This is a genomic window from Vannielia litorea (assembly GCF_019801175.1).
GTDB lineage: Bacteria > Pseudomonadota > Alphaproteobacteria > Rhodobacterales > Rhodobacteraceae > Vannielia > Vannielia litorea_B.
Genome location: NZ_JAHVJR010000001.1, coordinates 3,031,411 through 3,046,844 on the forward strand (window position 1 = coordinate 3,031,411; position 15,434 = coordinate 3,046,844).

Below are 15,434 nucleotides of genomic sequence, written 5' to 3' on the forward strand. Positions count from 1 at the left end.
TCAGATACGGGTGACATGGAACCGGGAGACCTGCCGATAGGTCTCGCCGGGGTTGAGGGTGATTTGCGGATAGTCGGGGTGGTTGGGCGCGTCGGGCCACTTTTGCGGCTCGATCGCCACCCCGCCATGCGGGCCGTAGGGCACGCCGCCGTGGCCGGGGACTTCGGAGCTTAGGCCGGAGCCGTCATAGACTTGAAGGCCGGGTTCGGTGGTGTCGATCTCCAGTTGCAGATCGCCCGCGCGGAGCGTGCAAGCCGGGTGCATCTCGGTGCCGGGCAGGCGCAGGCAGAAGTTGTGATCGAGCTTGGGGTCGTCCTGCGGCGTGGTGATAGCGCGGGGCTGGCGAAAATCGAAGCGGGTGCCTGCGACGGGCTGCGGGCCGCCCTGCGGGATCTTGTGCTCATCGACCGCGAGGTAGTTGTCGGCGTCGATGTGCAGGGTGTGGCCACCCAGCGTGGGGGTGCCGTCGAGGTTCCAATAGCTGTGGTGGGCGATGTTGCAGAAGGTCGGGGCGTCGGTCATGCCGGTGATCTCCAGCGTCAGCGCGCCTTCGTCGTCGAGGCTATAGGTGGCGGTGAGGGCAAGGTTGCCGGGGTAACCTGCCTGACCGTCGGCCAGCGTAATCGTGAAGGTGGCAGAGGTTTCGCTGTGGTTAGCGAGGGACCAGTTGACGTAGCCGCAGCCATCGGAGCCGCCGTGAATGGCGGTGCGGCCGGCCTCGTTGGTTTCAAGCTGGACGATCTCGCCGTTAAGCGGTGCCCGACCGTTCGCGATACGGTTGGCGGCGCGGCCCACCACGGCGCCGTAATTGCGCATACGGCTGCGGTAGGGCTCGAACACCGGGGAGCCGAGGACGAGGCTGTTCGGGGTGCCGTCGAGGCGAAAGTCCTGAAGGGTCGCGCCCCATGTCATCACCCGGGCGGTGGCGGGGCCGCCCGTGAGGGTGACGATCTCGACGGTGTCGCCCTCGGGCGTGGTGGCGAAGATTTCGGCAGTCATTCGTGGAAGGGCTCCGTGAGGGTGCGGTGGCCGAGGGTGAAGGCATCGGCAACGTGGCGCATGGGGGCGAGGTCCATGTCGATCTCTCCGGCGGCGACGAGGCGGGCGAGGTTGGCGTAGAGGCGCGGGTATTCACCCTTGAGCGCGTCGGCGTCTTCGCCCTGCTCGGTGCCGTCGATCTGGAGGCGCGCGCCGCCGTCGAGCAGCTTGAGGGTTCCTTCGGTGGTTTCAGCCTCGATCTCCCATGTCTGGTCGCCGGTCTGGCGCCAGTCGAAGGTCATGTCGACAGAGGCCGTGGGATGGGCGAAGGCCAGCTGGGCGCCGATGGGGGCTTGGCAGTTTTCCGGCACGTCGAGGTTGGCGGAGGTCAGGTGGATCGGGTCTGGCAGGATCTCGGTGACGATGGAGAGGGCGTTGATGCCGGGATCGAACACGCCGAGGCCGCCGGGTTGCCAGATCCACTCCTGCCCCGGGTGCCAGCGGCGCACGTCTTCCTTCCACGTTACGGTGAATTTTGTGAGCTGTTTGCCGGCAAGCCAAGCCTTGGCCTGCGGGACCATCGCCGCCTCGCGGCTGTGCCATGAGGCGTAGAGGGTGACGCGGTTTTCGCGGGCCAGCGCCTCGAGCGTGTGGCACTCGGAGAGGGTCGCGCCCGGGGGTTTTTCGAGCATCACGTGACGGCCTGCCTTGAGGGCCGCCGCCGCGAGGGCGAAGCGCGGCACGGGCGGGACGCAGAGGGAGACGACGCGGATCTCTGGGTGGGCCTCAAGCATCTCGGAGAGCTGCGTATAGGCGGGCGTGCCCTCCACCGTGCCGTTGCGGGAGACGGTGGCGGCCAGTTCCCATTCGGGGGAGGCGGCAATGGACGGCACGTGCTGGTCCACCGCGATCTTGCCGATGCCAACGAGGGCGATTTCCATGGGTGTCTCCGGTTGGTTCGGGTGGTGGGCAGGTTGCCCACCCTGTTAGTGCGAGTCGCGGCCTACTTCGTTGCCCCGGCAGCCCTTGAGGAAGTCGAGGTCGGCGCCGGTGTCGGCGCCCATCACGTGCTGCTGGTGCAGCCAGGCATAGCCGGATGCGGGCTGCTCGTGGGTCGGCTTCCAGGCGGCGAGGCGCTCGGTGAGTTCGGCTTCGGGGATGTCGAGATGGAGGCGGCGGTTGGCGACGTCGACCTCGATGATATCGCCCGACTGCACCACCGCGAGCGGGCCACCAGCGGCGGCCTCGGGGGAGGTGTGCAGGATCACGGTGCCGTAGGCGGTGCCCGACATGCGGGCATCGGAGATGCGGACCATATCGGTGATGCCCTTCTTCAGCACCTTGGGCGGGAGGCCCATGTTGCCGACCTCGGCCATGCCGGGGTAGCCCTTGGGGCCGCAGTTCTTCATCACCATGATGCAGGTCTCGTCGATGTCGAGCGCATCGTCGTTGATGCGGGCCTTGTAGTCGTCGATATCCTCGAACACCACGGCGCGGCCCTTGTGCTGCAGCAGCGCGGGGGTGGCGGCGGAGGGTTTGAGCACCGCGCCGCCGGGGGCGAGGTTGCCCTTGAGCACAACGATGCCGCCGGATTGGGTGAGGGCCTTCTCGGCGGGGAGGATCACATCGTCATTGTGGTTTACGGCGTCCTTCACCTCGTCCCAGATCGCGCCGCCGGAGACGGTGAGGGCCTCTTTGTGGAGCACGTCCGCTTCACCGAGGCGCTTGAGTACGACCGGGAGGCCGCCGGCATAGAAGAACTCTTCCATCAGGTATTTGCCGGAGGGCATGAGGTTGACGATGGTGGGGATGTCGCGGCCGCAGCGGTCCCAGTCTTCCAGAGTCAGGTCGACGCCCACACGGCCCGCCATTGCGAGGAGGTGGATCACCGCGTTGGTGGAGCCGCCGATGGCGGCGTTGGTCCGGATGGCGTTTTCGAAGGCCTGCTTGGTCATCACGTCGGAGGGCTTCAGGTCGTCTTTCACCATCTGGACGATGCGACGGCCGGAGAGCTGGGCCATGACGCGGCGGCGGGAGTCGACGGCGGGAATGGCGGCGTTGCCGGAGAGCGCCATGCCGAGGGCCTCGGCCATGGACGCCATGGAAGACGCGGTGCCCATGGTGTTGCAGGTGCCGGTGGAGCGGGACATGGACTGCTCGGCTTCGAGGAACTCCTCCTGGGTCATCTTACCGGCCTTCACATCCTCCGAGAACTTCCAGAGGTGGGTACCGGAGCCGACGCGCTCGCCCTGAAAGTAGCCGTTGAGCATGGGGCCGCCGGTGACGACGATGGCGGGCAGGTCGACGGAGGCGGCGCCCATCATGAGGCTCGGCGTGGTCTTGTCGCAGCCGACCATGAGCACGCAGCCGTCAATCGGCTGGCCGCGAATGGTTTCCTCAACCGCCAGCGCGGCGAGGTTGCGGAACATCATGGCGGTGGGGCGGTAGGTGTTTTCGGAGGCGGAGAACACCGGCACCTCGACGGGGAAGCCGCCAGCCTCCCAGATGCCTGCCTTCACCTTCTCCACCAGTTCCTTGACGTGAGACCCGTTGCAGGGCGTCAGCTCGGACCATGTGTTGAGAATGCCGATGATCGGGCGGCCGTCGAACAGGTCATGCGGGTAGCCCTGATTTTTGAGCCAGCCGCGATGATAGATCGTGTCGCGGGAGTTGCCGCCGTACCATTCCTGACTACGGAGCTTGCGGGGCCATTCTGCGGGTTGGAACGCCATGAGTTACCCCTGTTTGGACTTGTTGTAGACATCGAAGAGCACGGCGGCGAGCAGCACGAGGCCCTTGATGACCTGCTGGTAGTCGATACCGATGCCCATGATCGACATGCCGTTGTTCAGCACGCCCATCAGGAAGGCGCCGACCACGGCGCCGACGATCTTGCCGACCCCGCCCGACATGGAAGCCCCGCCGATGAAGACGGCTGCGATCACGTCGAGTTCCAGCGCGAAGCCGGCCTTGGGCGTAGCGGTGTTGAGGCGGGCGGCGAAGACGAGGCCGGCGATGGCCGCGAGCACGCCCATGTTGGTGAAGGCAAGGAAGGTCAGCCGCTCGGTCTTGATGCCCGAAAGCTTGGCTGCCTTCTCGTTGCCGCCGAGGGCATAGACCCGGCGGCCGATGGTGGTTTGCTCGGTGATGAAGGCGTAGATGATCGTCAGCACGCCCATTGTGATCAGCACGTTGGGCAGGCCCCGGAAGGTGGCCAGCTTGTAGCAGATGAAGATCAGCGCGATGGAGACGATGGCGTTGCGGGCGATGAAGAAGCCGCGCGGTTCGCCTGCGATACCGTAGGTTTTGTTGCGGGCGCGCTGGCGCATGCCGAGCCAGACGATGATGGCGGCGGCGACCACGCCGGTCAGCAGGGCCAGCACGTTGACCTGACGGGCGCCGAAGATACCGGCGAGGCTGTCACCCAGACCCTCGGGGAAGAGATCGGGGATGAAGCCGTTGGCGATGACCTGAAATTCGCGGGGGAAGGGGCCAACGGATTGGCCTTCGAGCAACCAGAGCGAGGCACCGCGGAACACCAGCATCCCCGCCAGAGTGACGATGAAGCTGGGGATCTTCCAATAGGCGACCCAATAGCCCTGCGCCGCGCCGATGGCCCCGCCAACGACGAGGCACGCGGCGGCGGCGAGCCATGTGTTCCAGCCCCAGTTGACGATCATCACCGCCGCCAGAGCGCCGATGAAGCCCATGACCGACCCCACGGAAAGGTCGATGTTGCCGGAGACAATGACGATGAGCATGCCCAGCGCCATGATGATGATGTAGCTGTTCTGCAGCAGCAGGTTGGTGATGTTCACCGCGCGCAGCAGGGTGCCCTCGGTGACGATCTGGAAGAACACCATGATGGCGATGAGGGCCAGCAGCAGGCCGTATTCGCGCAGGTGGCTCTTCAGGTAGCTGCCGATGCCCTCTTGGGCGGTGTCGTTCTGTTCAGCGATTGCCATGGGTCTTCCTCAATCGGTCACGATGAGCGACATGATGCGCTCCTGGCTGGCCTCTTCGGCGGTGAGTTCACCGACGAGGGCCCCTTCGTTCATCACGTAGATGCGGTCACACATGCCGAGCAGTTCGGGCATTTCAGACGAAATCATCAGCACCCCCCTGCCCTGCTCGGAAAGCTCGTTGATGATGCCGTAGATCTCGAACTTGGCGCCCACGTCGATGCCACGGGTCGGCTCGTCGAGGATCAGCACCTCGGGCTCGGCGAAGAGCCACTTGGAGAGCGCCACCTTCTGCTGGTTGCCGCCCGAGAGGTTCATCACCTTCTGGAACACCGAAGGTGTGCGGATGTTCATCGCGGAACGGTAGCGCTCGGCCACCTTGGTCTCTTCGGCCTCGTTCAGCACGCCCGAGGTTGAGACGGCAGGCAAGTTGGTGAGGGTGATGTTGCGCTGGATGTCCTCTTCGAGGATCAGGCCGAGCGATTTGCGATCTTCGGTCACATAGGCCAGCCCGGCCTGAATGGCGCGGGGGACGGTAGAGGTATCGACCGGCTTGCCGCCGATTTCGACCTGCCCTGAGATGTTCTGGCCGTAGCTGCGCCCGAAGAGGCTCATCGCCAATTCGGTGCGGCCCGAGCCCATGAGGCCGGCAATGCCCACCACCTCGCCTGCGCGGACGGTGAAGTTTGCGTTCTTGATCACCTGCCGGTCGGAGTGCTCGGGGTGCCAGACGTTCCAGCCCTTCACCTCCATCAGCATGTCGCCGGAGCGGCGCTCGCGGGCGGGGTAGCGGTTGGCCATGTCGCGGCCGACCATGTCACGCACGATGCGGTCTTCGGTGATGCCGCCCTCGCGGGCATCCATGGTGGAGACGGTCGTGCCATCGCGGATGACGGTGACGCTATCGGCCACGCGGCGGACTTCGTTGAGCTTGTGGCTGATGATGATCTGGCTGACGCCCTGCGCCTTCAGCTCCAGCATCAGGTCGAGCAGCGCCTGGCTGTCGGATTCCGAGAGCGCGGCAGTCGGCTCGTCGAGGATGAGGAGTTTCACCTCCTTCGACAGGGCCTTGGCGATTTCGACCAGCTGCTGTTTGCCCACGCCGATCTTGTCGACCATCGTGGTGGGCGGCTCCTTGAGGCCGACCTTGCGCAGAAGCTCCTCGGTGCGGCGGTTGGTTTCGCGCCAGTCGATCACGCCGCCCTTGGCCCGTTCGTTGCCGAGAAACAGGTTTTCGGCGATGGAAAGCAGCGGCACCAGGGCAAGTTCCTGGTGGATGATGATGATGCCGCGCGCTTCGCTGTCGGAGATGTTGCTAAACTCGGCAAGCGCGCCTTCGTAGTGGATTTCACCCTCGTAGCTGCCCACGGGATAGACCCCGGAGAGCACCTTCATCAGGGTGGATTTGCCTGCGCCGTTCTCACCGACCAGCGCGTGGATTTCGCCTTCCTTCACGGTGAGATTCACCGTGTCGAGGGCTTTCACGCCGGGAAATTCCTTGGTGATCGCGCGCATTTCGAGCAGTGCGCTCATCGCTGCCTCCGCCTTTGATGGGGCCCGCGCGAACGCAGGCCCCGGGAGAACCCCCTTGGAGGGGATTACTTGATCTGGTCTTCGGAGTAGTAGCCGGAACCGATCAGGATCTCTTCCCAGTTGCTCGCGTCGACGGAGACGGGCTCGAGCAGATAGGACGGAACCACCTTCATGCCGTTGTCGTAGGTCTCGGTGTCGTTGATCTCGGGCTCGCCGCCGCCGAGGACCGCATCGACCATGCCCACGGTGACGCGGGCCAGTTCGCGGGTGTCCTTGAACACGGTGGAGTACTGCTCACCGGCGAGGATCGACTTGACCGAGGGTACCTCGGCGTCCTGACCGGACACGATCGGCATTTTCATGTCGCCGGAGCCGTAGCCGACGCCCTTGAGCGACGACAGGATGCCGATGGAGAGGCCATCGTAGGGCGACAGAACGCCGTGGACTTCCTTGTCGGTGTAGTGGGCGGAGAGGAGGTTATCCATCCGGGCCTGAGCCACGGCGCCGTCCCAACGCAGGGTGCCAACGGTATCCATGCCCATCTGGCCGGACTGGATGACAACGGTGCCGTCGTCGATCAGCGGCTGAAGCACCGACATGGCGCCGTTGTAGAAGAAGTAGGCGTTGTTGTCGTCGGGCGAGCCGCCGAAGAGTTCGACGTTGTAGGGGCCGTCACCGAAGCGCTCCTTGAGGCCGTCAACGAGGCTGGAGGCCTGCTGCACGCCGACTTTGAAGTTGTCGAAGGTGGCGTAATAGTCGACGTTCTCGCTGTCGCGGATCAGGCGGTCGTAGGCGATGACCTTGATGCCGGAGGCGGCAGCGTTTTCGAGCGCGTTGCTGAGGGTCGTGCCGTCGATGGCGGCGATGACCAGCACGTCGACGCCCTTGGTGATCATGTTCTCGATCTGGGCGAGCTGGTTGGGGATGTCATCCTCGGCATATTGCAGGTCGGTCTCATAGCCGGCCTCTTCGAACTGCTGAACCATGGATTCGCCGTCCGAGATCCAGCGGGCCGAGGATTTGGTGGGCATGGCGATGCCGACGGTGCCTTCGGCATAGGCGCCAGCGGTGAAGGCCACCACGGCCGCAGCCGAGGCGAGAAGGGTCTTGAGTTTCATTTGTATCCTCCAAATGCGTGCGCTCGGCAGGCCCTCCCGGCCCGGTGGCGCACTTCTCCCTGTTGCGGGGCCTTCCGGCGCCCGTGCGACTCCGATAGCCCGCCGTTTACATGACTGTAAAATGCGAATACTGCCGATCTGCATATCACTTCTGTTATGGAGGGCGTGTTATGGAGTTGGCGACCCGGCTGAAACCACGGCAGCTCAGGCTGATCCAGCGGATCGGGGAGACCCGACAGTTGCAGACCGCCGCGCATATGCTGGCGATGAGCCAGCCTGCGGCCTCGCGGGTGCTGGCCGAGATCGAGGCGGAGGTGGGCACGCCGCTGTTCACCCGCCACCCCAAGGGGATGGAGCCCACGCTGATTGGCGAGACCTTCCTGCGCCATGCGCGGGTGATCCTGAGCGAGTTGGAGAGCCTCGAGACGGAGGTCGCGGGGCTGCGCAGCGGCGAGGGCGGCGAGGTGCGCGTGGGCTCGGTGACCGGGCCGACGGTGGGCGTGCTGGTGCCGGCCATCCGGGCGGTGCGGACCAAGGCGCCCGGAATACAGGCCACGGTGGAGGTCGGCCCCTCGGGGCAGCTTGTTAGGGGGCTGGAGGAGGGGCGGTTCGACTTTGTCATCGCCCGCCTGCCGCCGGAGTATGACAGCCGCCAGTTCCGGATCGACCCGGCGCGGAACGAGGTGGTGTCACTCGTGGTGCGGGCCGGGCATCCGGCGCTGGGAGAGCGGCGCAAGCTGTCGGAGCTGGTGGGCTATGAGTGGGTCATTCAAGACCTCGGCACGCCGATCAGGGTGGCGATGGATGGGGCCTTTCATGCCGCCGGGCTGGCCGCGCCGGAGCAGATCACGAACTCCTCCTCGCTGCTGGTGGCACTGTCGATCCTTGAGGGGACCGATGCGATTGCGCCGCAGAGCCAGGAGGTGGCGGATCTGCTGACGCGCAACAAGATCGGCGACAGCCTCGCCACGCTGGAGCTGGCGGAGCCGCTGGCAGTTTCTCCCTGCTTCATCATCCGGGCGCGGGCGCGGCAGATGAGCCGGGCAGCGGAGCGGGTAATGCAGGAGGTGTTCCGGCGGCTGTGAGGAGCGCGGAGCCGTGCAGCGCCGTCCTGCGGGGTGGCGCATGCAACGTTTATTCATGACACTTTACGGTGCAGTGGTTGTCGAACCTCAGAAGTTGGCACCAACGTCAAGGAAGCGCCGCCCCGGAGGGGCGGGACGGCGCTGCACGGCGGCTTCGCCTTGATTCCGTGCCGGTTCGCCGTTCAATCCTTGGGCAGCCCCAGCGCGGCGCGGGCCTCGGGTGGCATGCCCTGAGACGCCTCCGCCATCGCGCCGAAGTAGCGCGCCCGCAGCGCATCGGCACTCAGCTCGCGCCACGCGCGCCCGGCGAAATGGGCCTCTTCGCGGATCAGGTCTTCCACCAGTGGGTCGATCACCGCGCCGCCGCCACCGGGATAGCGGAACCAGCCGACGCCGACCTTTCGGCCAAGCCGCCCCTCGGCAACCATGCGGTCGGCCACAAGGAACGGCTCGCTGCGGGCGGATTTGATGACATCGAGGCCGATCTGGTCCTGCATGGCGCAGGGGCCCTGGGCCATGCCGCCCGCCTCCAAAGCCTCGTCCAGCTCCCAAGGGTTGGAGCCTTCGAGTAGAAGCGCCTCTACCTCGGCATGGCTGCGCGCCATCAGCCGGGCCACGGCCTCATGAACTATAGTGCCGCTCATTCGCCGGTCAGAAAGCCGCGCTCCCGCACCAGCGCTTCGAGCGCGTCCAGCGTGGCCTCGATCGGCTGGCCGGAGGTATCGAGCTGCGCCTCGGCGCGCTCGTAGAGCGCCTCGCGGCTGCGCAGGATGCTCTTTAGCTGCTCCATCGCCTCGGGATTGCCGGCCATCGGCCGGGTGTCGCCCTGCGCCCGGACCCGGCCCATGTGCTCCTCGGGGGAGGCCTTGAGCCAGACAGTGTGAAACTGCGCCAGCAGGCTCTTGTAGGTATCGGGCTCGGCGACGATGCCGCCCGCGACGGCGAGGATGAGCGACTCGTGGGTGGCGGTGATGCGGCTCACGGCCTGCGCCTCGAGCTTGCGGTAGCCCTCCTGCCCGTAGAGCGCCATCACCTCATTGACAGGCATGCCCGACTGCTCCTCGATCTCGCGGTTCAGCTCGATGAAGGGCAGGCCGAGGCGGGCGCCAAGCGCCGCGCCGAGCGTGGATTTTCCGGCCCCGCGCAACCCGATGAGGCAGATCCGCTGACCGCGCATCCGGGCGGGTGGCTCGGGCGTGAGCAGCTCGAGCACGCGGGTGCGGACATCGGCGGGGGAGGAAGAGAACAGGTCGGCCACGCGCATGGCCTCCGAGGTCCACGGGTCATCCTCTCCGACCAGCCACTCGATCCGGTGGTCGAGCGCCACGGCGACACGCTTCAGCAGGCCGATGGAGATGTTGCCCTCGCCAGCCTCCAACTGGGCGAGGTAGCGCGGGGAGACCCCGGAGAGCTCCGACACCACGCGGCGGGGCAGCCCGCGCAGTTCACGGGCCTTGCGGACCCGCTCGCCGACGCGGGAGATCAGCCGCTCAACGGCTGCCTCCATCTCGTCGCCGCCCAAAGCGGCGGTGGTCTGGCCCCTGAAGTTGGTGATTTCGCTCATCTGTCGCCGCGTCCCGCGCACCGGGATCCATCGTGTGAATTATAGTGCACAAGATGGACGATCCGCCGGGCGGCTTCAACGAAATTCGGTGTCAGCCCGTGCGGCGGAGGGCGTCGTGGGCGAAGGCGAGCTTGTCGCGGACCGGGTCGGAAAGGACGAAGGGGTAGAGATCGGGCAGGTCGAGGGCGCGGTTCACGTGGTTGACCCGCATGGCGAAATTGGCGGCGCGCTCGATCAGGGCCTGCGCATCGGGCTCGGCATAGGCATCGCCGCCGGGCGCGAGGGCGACGGCATAGCCGCTGTCGACAAGGTCGGTCAGGTGCAGCAGGTGGGCGACCGTTTCGGCCCAGTCCTCATGAGGGTGGGCGGTGGCATAGCTGGTGATATGAGTGCCACCGGCGGGACGGGGGTTGGCGTAATGCCCCTTCAGCGCCTCGCCATAATCGGCCCGCTCGTCGCCAAAGAGGGCGCGGAAGGCATCGGGGAAGGCCGGATCATCGGTGCTGAGGCGCAGAAAAAGGTAGTGCGCCAACTCGTGGCGGAGGTGGCCGATCATGGTGCGGTAGTCTTCCGCCAGCCGCTCGCGGCGCTCTTCCTGCACGGCACGGCTGGCCTCGGCGACATCGAGAGTGATCACCCCATCGGCGTGCCCCATGGTGATGCTCTCCGGGCCGTGACGGGTGCGGTCGGCCACGAGTTCGAAGCGCGGCGCGGGGCCGGGATCGGCGGGGCCGAACCAGCCCCAGCGGTGCAGCCCGGCGAGCACCCAGCGCTTGGCGGCCTCGGTGCGGGCCAGCCGGCTCTCGGCGCCCTCGACCTCGGGGTCGGGGATGACGGCGGTCATGGCGCAGGAGCGGCAGAGCGGCCCCGGCTCGGCATGGGCGGACCAGTTGCAGCCGATGGCGGCGCGGCGCTCGCAATCGCTGCCCTGCACCATCGCCTGCGCACCGGGGTCGAAGTGCAGGGCGTGGCCGTTGGGGCATTGGTGGTTGTGAAACCAGACCTGCTCGGAGCAGGTGGGGCAGTGGAATATTTGCATGCGGGTCTCCTTGCGGCGGAGTAACCCGCGGGGGCGGGCGAGGTTCCCGGCAGGAGATGGCGTTTTTGGCGGGTCGGGACAAGCCCTGCCCTAGGGAATGCGCGCCTCGACCAGTGCGCGGATGTCTTCAGGCGGGGGCTGCTTGGTGAAGCTGGGCGCATCGACGAAGACGCAGGTGAACTCGCCCTCGAAGCAGAGCGTACCCGCCTGCCGCCCCTCGACGCGGAAGGTGATGGAGGTGGTGCCCAGCCGGGTGGGCCAGCAGGCGCAATCAAGGATGTGGCGGGGCGTGACCGGCGCGCGGAAATCCATGCTCATCGAGACGAAGGGCGTGCCGGTGCCCCGGTCCATCTCCATATGATACCAGCCCGCCACCTCGCCCAGCGCATCGGCCCACCAGCCGTTGATCGCCTCCAGCGCGAACCACGGCAGCCGGGCGGTGTAGGCGATGCGGGCCGGGTCGCAATCGCCCCAGCCGACTTGGATGTGGTGGGTGTAGGGGGTCAATCCCTGCCCGCTTCCATGAACTTCTGCGCCAGTAGCGCGGGGTTAGTGAAGCAGACCTCATGGCTGCCGGGCATCCAGACGTAGCGATAGAGGCCGAGCTTTTCGGAGAGGCGCGGGTGCCACGGGAGCGAGGCGGGGAGGGCCACATCTTCCTGACAGTGGATGTAGCTCTTGCCGACCTGCCATTCGGCCGGGTTGCTGCGCAGCGAGATTTTGTCCTGAAAGGTCTTGTGCGGGTGCGGGTTGAGCTTGTCGTAGGCCTCTTGCGCCTGCTCCAGCGAGGCATCGTTGATGAAGGCCTCGCGCCAGACCGGGAAGGGCAGCAGCACCGAGCCGTCATCCGCCTCGAGCTGGTTGAAGAGGTCGACGTAGTGGGGCGGCACGAGATCATCCAGCGCCTCACCGTCATTCGGCACGAAGGCCGACCAGTAGACGAGACGACGGACGGAGCCTTCAGGCAAGCGATCATAGGCACCGGTGATGACCATGCCGCCGTAGGAGTGGCCGACCAGCACGGCATCGGTAAGGTCGTGCTCGGCGAAGTAGTCGGTGACCGAGGCGATGGCGTCATCAAGCCCCGCGCGCTTGTTGCCGCCCGCCTCGTTGCCGGCGAGCGTGGGCAGGTGGACGGTGTGGCCGGCGACGCGGATCGGCGCGGCAACCTCCTCGAACAGCGCGCCCTCGTGCCATGCGCCGTGAACGATCACGTAAGTTGCCATGCGGGTCTCTCCTCCTCAGTAGGTCTCCACATGGTAGCGGCCTTCGGCGCGCATGGCATCCCGCGTCGTGACCCAGGGCAGGCCGATGCTCTCAGCGATGTTCGAGAGGGCCTCGTCCACGCCCGCCTCCATGCCGCGCAGCCCGCAGACGTAGATATGGGTCTTCGGGTCGGCCAAAAGCTCGGCGACCTCGTCTTCATGGGCGCGCATCCGGTCCTGCACGTATTGCTTTTCTTCTCCCTCGACGCGGGAGAAGGCGAAGTGCTTTTTCAGCAGGCTGTCGGGCACCTTCTTCAGCGGGCCGAAGTAGGGAAGGCTGTTGGGCGTGCGGGCGCCGAAGAAGAGCACCATGTCACCCGCCGCGCCCGCCGACATGCGCTGGCGGCGCATGGTGAAGGCGCGGAAGGGGGCGGAGCCGGTGCCGGTGCAGATCATCAGCAGCCGGGCGGCGGGGTCGTCTGGCAGCAGGAAGGTGGCGCCGAAGGGGCCGGTGACCTGCACTTCGGCGCCCTTTTCGAGATCGCAGACGTAGTTGGAGGCCACGCCCTTCTCCTCCCGCTTCACCGTTAGGGAGACGTTGGAATACCCGGGCCGCTCGCCATCGCGCGGGGAGCTGACGGAGTAGAGGCGCGGCAGGTGGGGCTTGCCCTGCGCATCCGTGCCCGGCGGTATGATCCCGATGGACTGGCCTTCGAGCACCGGAAAGGGCGCGCCCTGCATGTCGAGAATGATGTGGCGCACATCGCTGCCGGCGCCCTCGGCGGTGAGGCGGTAGTTGCCCTGCACCTTGGCGGTGACAGGCTTGCCGATGGTGTGAAGGTTGATCGAGGGTTTGGAGGCGGAAGCGGGGGCGACGGACTTGCCCCCTGCCCCGGCGTGGGCCTCGGCCAGCAGTGCGGCCATGGCCTCGTCCAGCGCCTCGGTGCTGCTCTCGCCGCCTGTCTCGATCTCCTGCTGCTCGGGCAGCTCTGTCCACTCGAACTGTTCTTCAAGCGAATAGGGTGTTTCGACCACGCGCCACTCGTCGATGGAGCCGGTCGGGCAGACGGGGATGCAATCCATGCAGTGGTTGCACTTATCGGCATCGACCACGACGTTCATGTCGTCGTGGGTGATCGCCTCGATCGGGCAGGTCATCTCGCAGGTGTAGCAGCGGATGCAGATCTCGGGATCGATGAGGTGCTGCTTGAGGGGCTTGTTCATGCCGCCCTGCCCTTCGGCTTCAGCACCATCTCGGGCACGGCCAGCAGGTCGAGCACCTCGCGGCAGGCGCCCTTGCAGCCGGTGCAGCCGAGGCATTTGCCGGTGGTCAGCGCGCGGGGGCGGGCGGGGGCGTGGCTTTGTGTCATCATGGCGTTTCCTCCCTCATCGGTCGTGGAGACGGGCGGCACCGGGGCGCCGCCCGAACTGGCATCAAGCCATGTGCAGCTTCACATACTCGAAGTCGCCGGGCTTGTTGTCGATCCCGACCTTGGGCGCGGCGATCCAGCTGGCGTATTTGCCGGGCTCGTAACAGGGCTTCATCAGCGACTGGATGAAATCGCCATCGGCCTTGGTGGGCAGCCACTCGTCCTTCTTGGCGTTGTACTCTTCCTCGGAAAGCGGAGTGCCCTGCGGGTCGAACTTGGCGGCCGAGAAGACGCCGATCTGGCGGTGGAAGCTCTCGTGCGGGAGGGTCAGCTCGAACTCGATCCCCATCTTCTCGATGGCCTTGTTCCAGCGGCCCACGCCGCCCGAGGCGTCGCGCACGTAATCGTCCCGCAGGCGCATATTGATGGCGGTCAGCGCGGGCACTTCCTCTTGCACCACTTTGCCGTCGACCAGATTCCAGACCTTGTAGGTGTCGCCGCGGAGCTGGTGATCGTCGTCGATCCGATGCTCCATGTAGCGGCCCTTGATGCCGGCGTTGAAGGCGTTGGCGGCGTTGGTGGAGACCTCTTGGCCGAAGAGATCAAGCGAGAGGGTGTAGTGGAGGTTCAGCTTTTTCTGGATCGTCGGCAGGTCGATCACGCCGAGGTCGCGGATCTTGTTGATGTCGTAGGGGTCGGTGATACACGCGGCCTTCATCGCCTCGCAGGTGGCCTGAACCACGCGGCCCACGCCGGTTTCACCCACGAACATGTGGTGGGCCTCTTCGGTCAGCATGAAGCGGCAGGTGCGGGAGAGCGGGTCGAAGCCGGACTGGGCGAGCGACTCCAGCTGCATCTTGCCGTCACGGTCCGTGAAGTAGGTGAACATGAAGAAGCTGAGCCAGTCGGGCGTTTCCTCGTTGAAGGCGCCGAGCATCCGGGGGGCCTCGTCGGATCCCGACGACCGGCGAAGAAGGTCATCGGCCTCCTCGCGGCCGTCTTTGCCGAAGTATTTGAACAGCAGGTAGACCATCGCCCAGAGGTGGCGGCCCTCCTCGACGTTGACTTGGAAGAGGTTGCGCAGGTCGTAGAGGGAGGGCGCGGTGAGGCCGAGGAAGCGCTGCTGCTCGACGGAGCCCGGCTCAGTGTCGCCCTGGATCACGATCAGGCGCTTGAGCATGTTGCGGTACTCGCCGGGCACCTCCTGCCACGCGGGCTGGCCTGCGTGCTCGCCGCAGGGAATGGTGCGGCCCTCGCCCTGCGGGGCCAGCAGCACGCCCCAGCGGTACTCGGGCATCTTCACGTAATCGAACTTGGCCCAGCCCTTCGGGTCCACCGACACGGCGGTGCGCAGGTAAACAAGGCTTTCCTGAAAGTTCTGCGGGATCAGGTCGTTCCACCAGTTGATGTAACCGGGGTGCCATTTTTCCAGCGCTTTGAGCACGCGCTTGTCTTCCGACAGGCCCACGTTGTTGGGGATCTGGGTGTCGTAGGAGACGTTGATCAGGTCGAGCATTTTTTCCTCCTTGGTGGTGGAAAAACCTTCGCGAGGATTTTTCCTGCCGAAGATTTTGTTTTGA

The 15,434-nt window shown here is 66.0% G+C and carries 15 protein-coding genes; 1 reads left to right on the forward strand and 14 read right to left on the reverse strand.

Features of this window, described 5'->3' with window-relative positions:
* The 6 genes from KUV38_RS14855 to chvE all read right to left on the reverse strand — a co-directional run bounded on the left by KUV38_RS14855 (nucleotide 1) and on the right by chvE (nucleotide 7,591).
* Nucleotides 1-999, reverse strand: a complete 999-nt coding sequence (locus KUV38_RS14855) for an aldose epimerase family protein (protein ID WP_222470790.1) — start codon at nucleotides 997-999, stop codon at nucleotides 1-3.
* On the reverse strand, nucleotides 996-1,919 hold the full coding sequence (locus KUV38_RS14860) for a Gfo/Idh/MocA family protein (RefSeq protein ID WP_222470791.1): 924 nt from the start codon (nucleotides 1,917-1,919) through the stop codon (nucleotides 996-998). The genes KUV38_RS14855 and KUV38_RS14860 overlap by 4 nt, the downstream gene beginning before the upstream one ends.
* A 45-nt stretch (nucleotides 1,920-1,964) precedes the next feature.
* A complete protein-coding gene (araD, locus tag KUV38_RS14865; RefSeq protein ID WP_222470792.1) occupies nucleotides 1,965-3,710 on the reverse strand; it encodes an L-arabinonate dehydratase in 1,746 nt (581 codons plus the stop codon).
* A gap of 3 nt (nucleotides 3,711-3,713) precedes the next feature.
* Nucleotides 3,714-4,943: a multiple monosaccharide ABC transporter permease gene (gene mmsB / locus KUV38_RS14870; protein WP_222470793.1), complete on the reverse strand. Its 1,230-nt coding sequence runs from the start codon at nucleotides 4,941-4,943 to the stop codon at nucleotides 3,714-3,716.
* 9 nt (nucleotides 4,944-4,952) lie between these two features.
* Nucleotides 4,953-6,473, reverse strand: a complete 1,521-nt coding sequence (gene mmsA / locus KUV38_RS14875; RefSeq protein WP_222470794.1) for a multiple monosaccharide ABC transporter ATP-binding protein — start codon at nucleotides 6,471-6,473, stop codon at nucleotides 4,953-4,955.
* Nucleotides 6,474-6,538: 65 nt separating this feature from the next.
* The gene (gene chvE / locus KUV38_RS14880; protein ID WP_222470795.1) at nucleotides 6,539-7,591 is read right to left on the reverse strand and encodes a multiple monosaccharide ABC transporter substrate-binding protein; all 1,053 of its coding nucleotides are present in this window, start codon (nucleotides 7,589-7,591) and stop codon (nucleotides 6,539-6,541) included.
* A gap of 170 nt (nucleotides 7,592-7,761) precedes the next feature.
* On the opposite strand from chvE, the gene KUV38_RS14885 reads away from it, so the two are divergent.
* A complete protein-coding gene (locus KUV38_RS14885) occupies nucleotides 7,762-8,676 on the forward strand; it encodes a LysR substrate-binding domain-containing protein (protein WP_222470796.1) in 915 nt (304 codons plus the stop codon).
* 182 nt (nucleotides 8,677-8,858) lie between these two features.
* On the opposite strand, the gene KUV38_RS14890 is transcribed toward KUV38_RS14885, so the two are convergent.
* The 8 genes from KUV38_RS14890 to boxB form a co-directional block, all read right to left on the reverse strand.
* Nucleotides 8,859-9,320: a 3-hydroxyacyl-CoA dehydrogenase family protein gene (locus tag KUV38_RS14890; protein WP_222470797.1), complete on the reverse strand. Its 462-nt coding sequence runs from the start codon at nucleotides 9,318-9,320 to the stop codon at nucleotides 8,859-8,861.
* Complete coding sequence (locus tag KUV38_RS14895) at nucleotides 9,317-10,240, reverse strand: helix-turn-helix transcriptional regulator (protein WP_222470798.1); 924 nt, start codon at nucleotides 10,238-10,240, stop codon at nucleotides 9,317-9,319. The genes KUV38_RS14890 and KUV38_RS14895 overlap by 4 nt, the downstream gene beginning before the upstream one ends.
* A 91-nt stretch (nucleotides 10,241-10,331) precedes the next feature.
* Nucleotides 10,332-11,279, reverse strand: coding sequence for a putative zinc-binding metallopeptidase (locus KUV38_RS14900; protein WP_222470799.1), 948 nt, complete (start codon nucleotides 11,277-11,279; stop codon nucleotides 10,332-10,334).
* Nucleotides 11,280-11,369: 90 nt separating this feature from the next.
* Nucleotides 11,370-11,786: an acyl-CoA thioesterase gene (locus KUV38_RS14905; RefSeq protein ID WP_261385241.1), complete on the reverse strand. Its 417-nt coding sequence runs from the start codon at nucleotides 11,784-11,786 to the stop codon at nucleotides 11,370-11,372.
* Nucleotides 11,783-12,505, reverse strand: coding sequence for an alpha/beta fold hydrolase (locus KUV38_RS14910; protein WP_222470800.1), 723 nt, complete (start codon nucleotides 12,503-12,505; stop codon nucleotides 11,783-11,785). The genes KUV38_RS14905 and KUV38_RS14910 overlap by 4 nt, the downstream gene beginning before the upstream one ends.
* 15 nt (nucleotides 12,506-12,520) lie before the next feature.
* The gene (gene boxA, locus KUV38_RS14915; RefSeq protein ID WP_222470801.1) at nucleotides 12,521-13,708 is read right to left on the reverse strand and encodes a benzoyl-CoA 2,3-epoxidase subunit BoxA; all 1,188 of its coding nucleotides are present in this window, start codon (nucleotides 13,706-13,708) and stop codon (nucleotides 12,521-12,523) included.
* Entirely contained in the window at nucleotides 13,705-13,857 is a 153-nt protein-coding gene (locus KUV38_RS14920; RefSeq protein WP_222470802.1) for a hypothetical protein, read from the reverse strand. Before KUV38_RS14920 ends, boxA begins: the two co-directional genes overlap by 4 nt.
* A gap of 61 nt (nucleotides 13,858-13,918) precedes the next feature.
* The gene (gene boxB, locus KUV38_RS14925; protein ID WP_222470803.1) at nucleotides 13,919-15,370 is read right to left on the reverse strand and encodes a benzoyl-CoA 2,3-epoxidase subunit BoxB; all 1,452 of its coding nucleotides are present in this window, start codon (nucleotides 15,368-15,370) and stop codon (nucleotides 13,919-13,921) included.
* Nucleotides 15,371-15,434 lie beyond the last annotated feature (64 nt).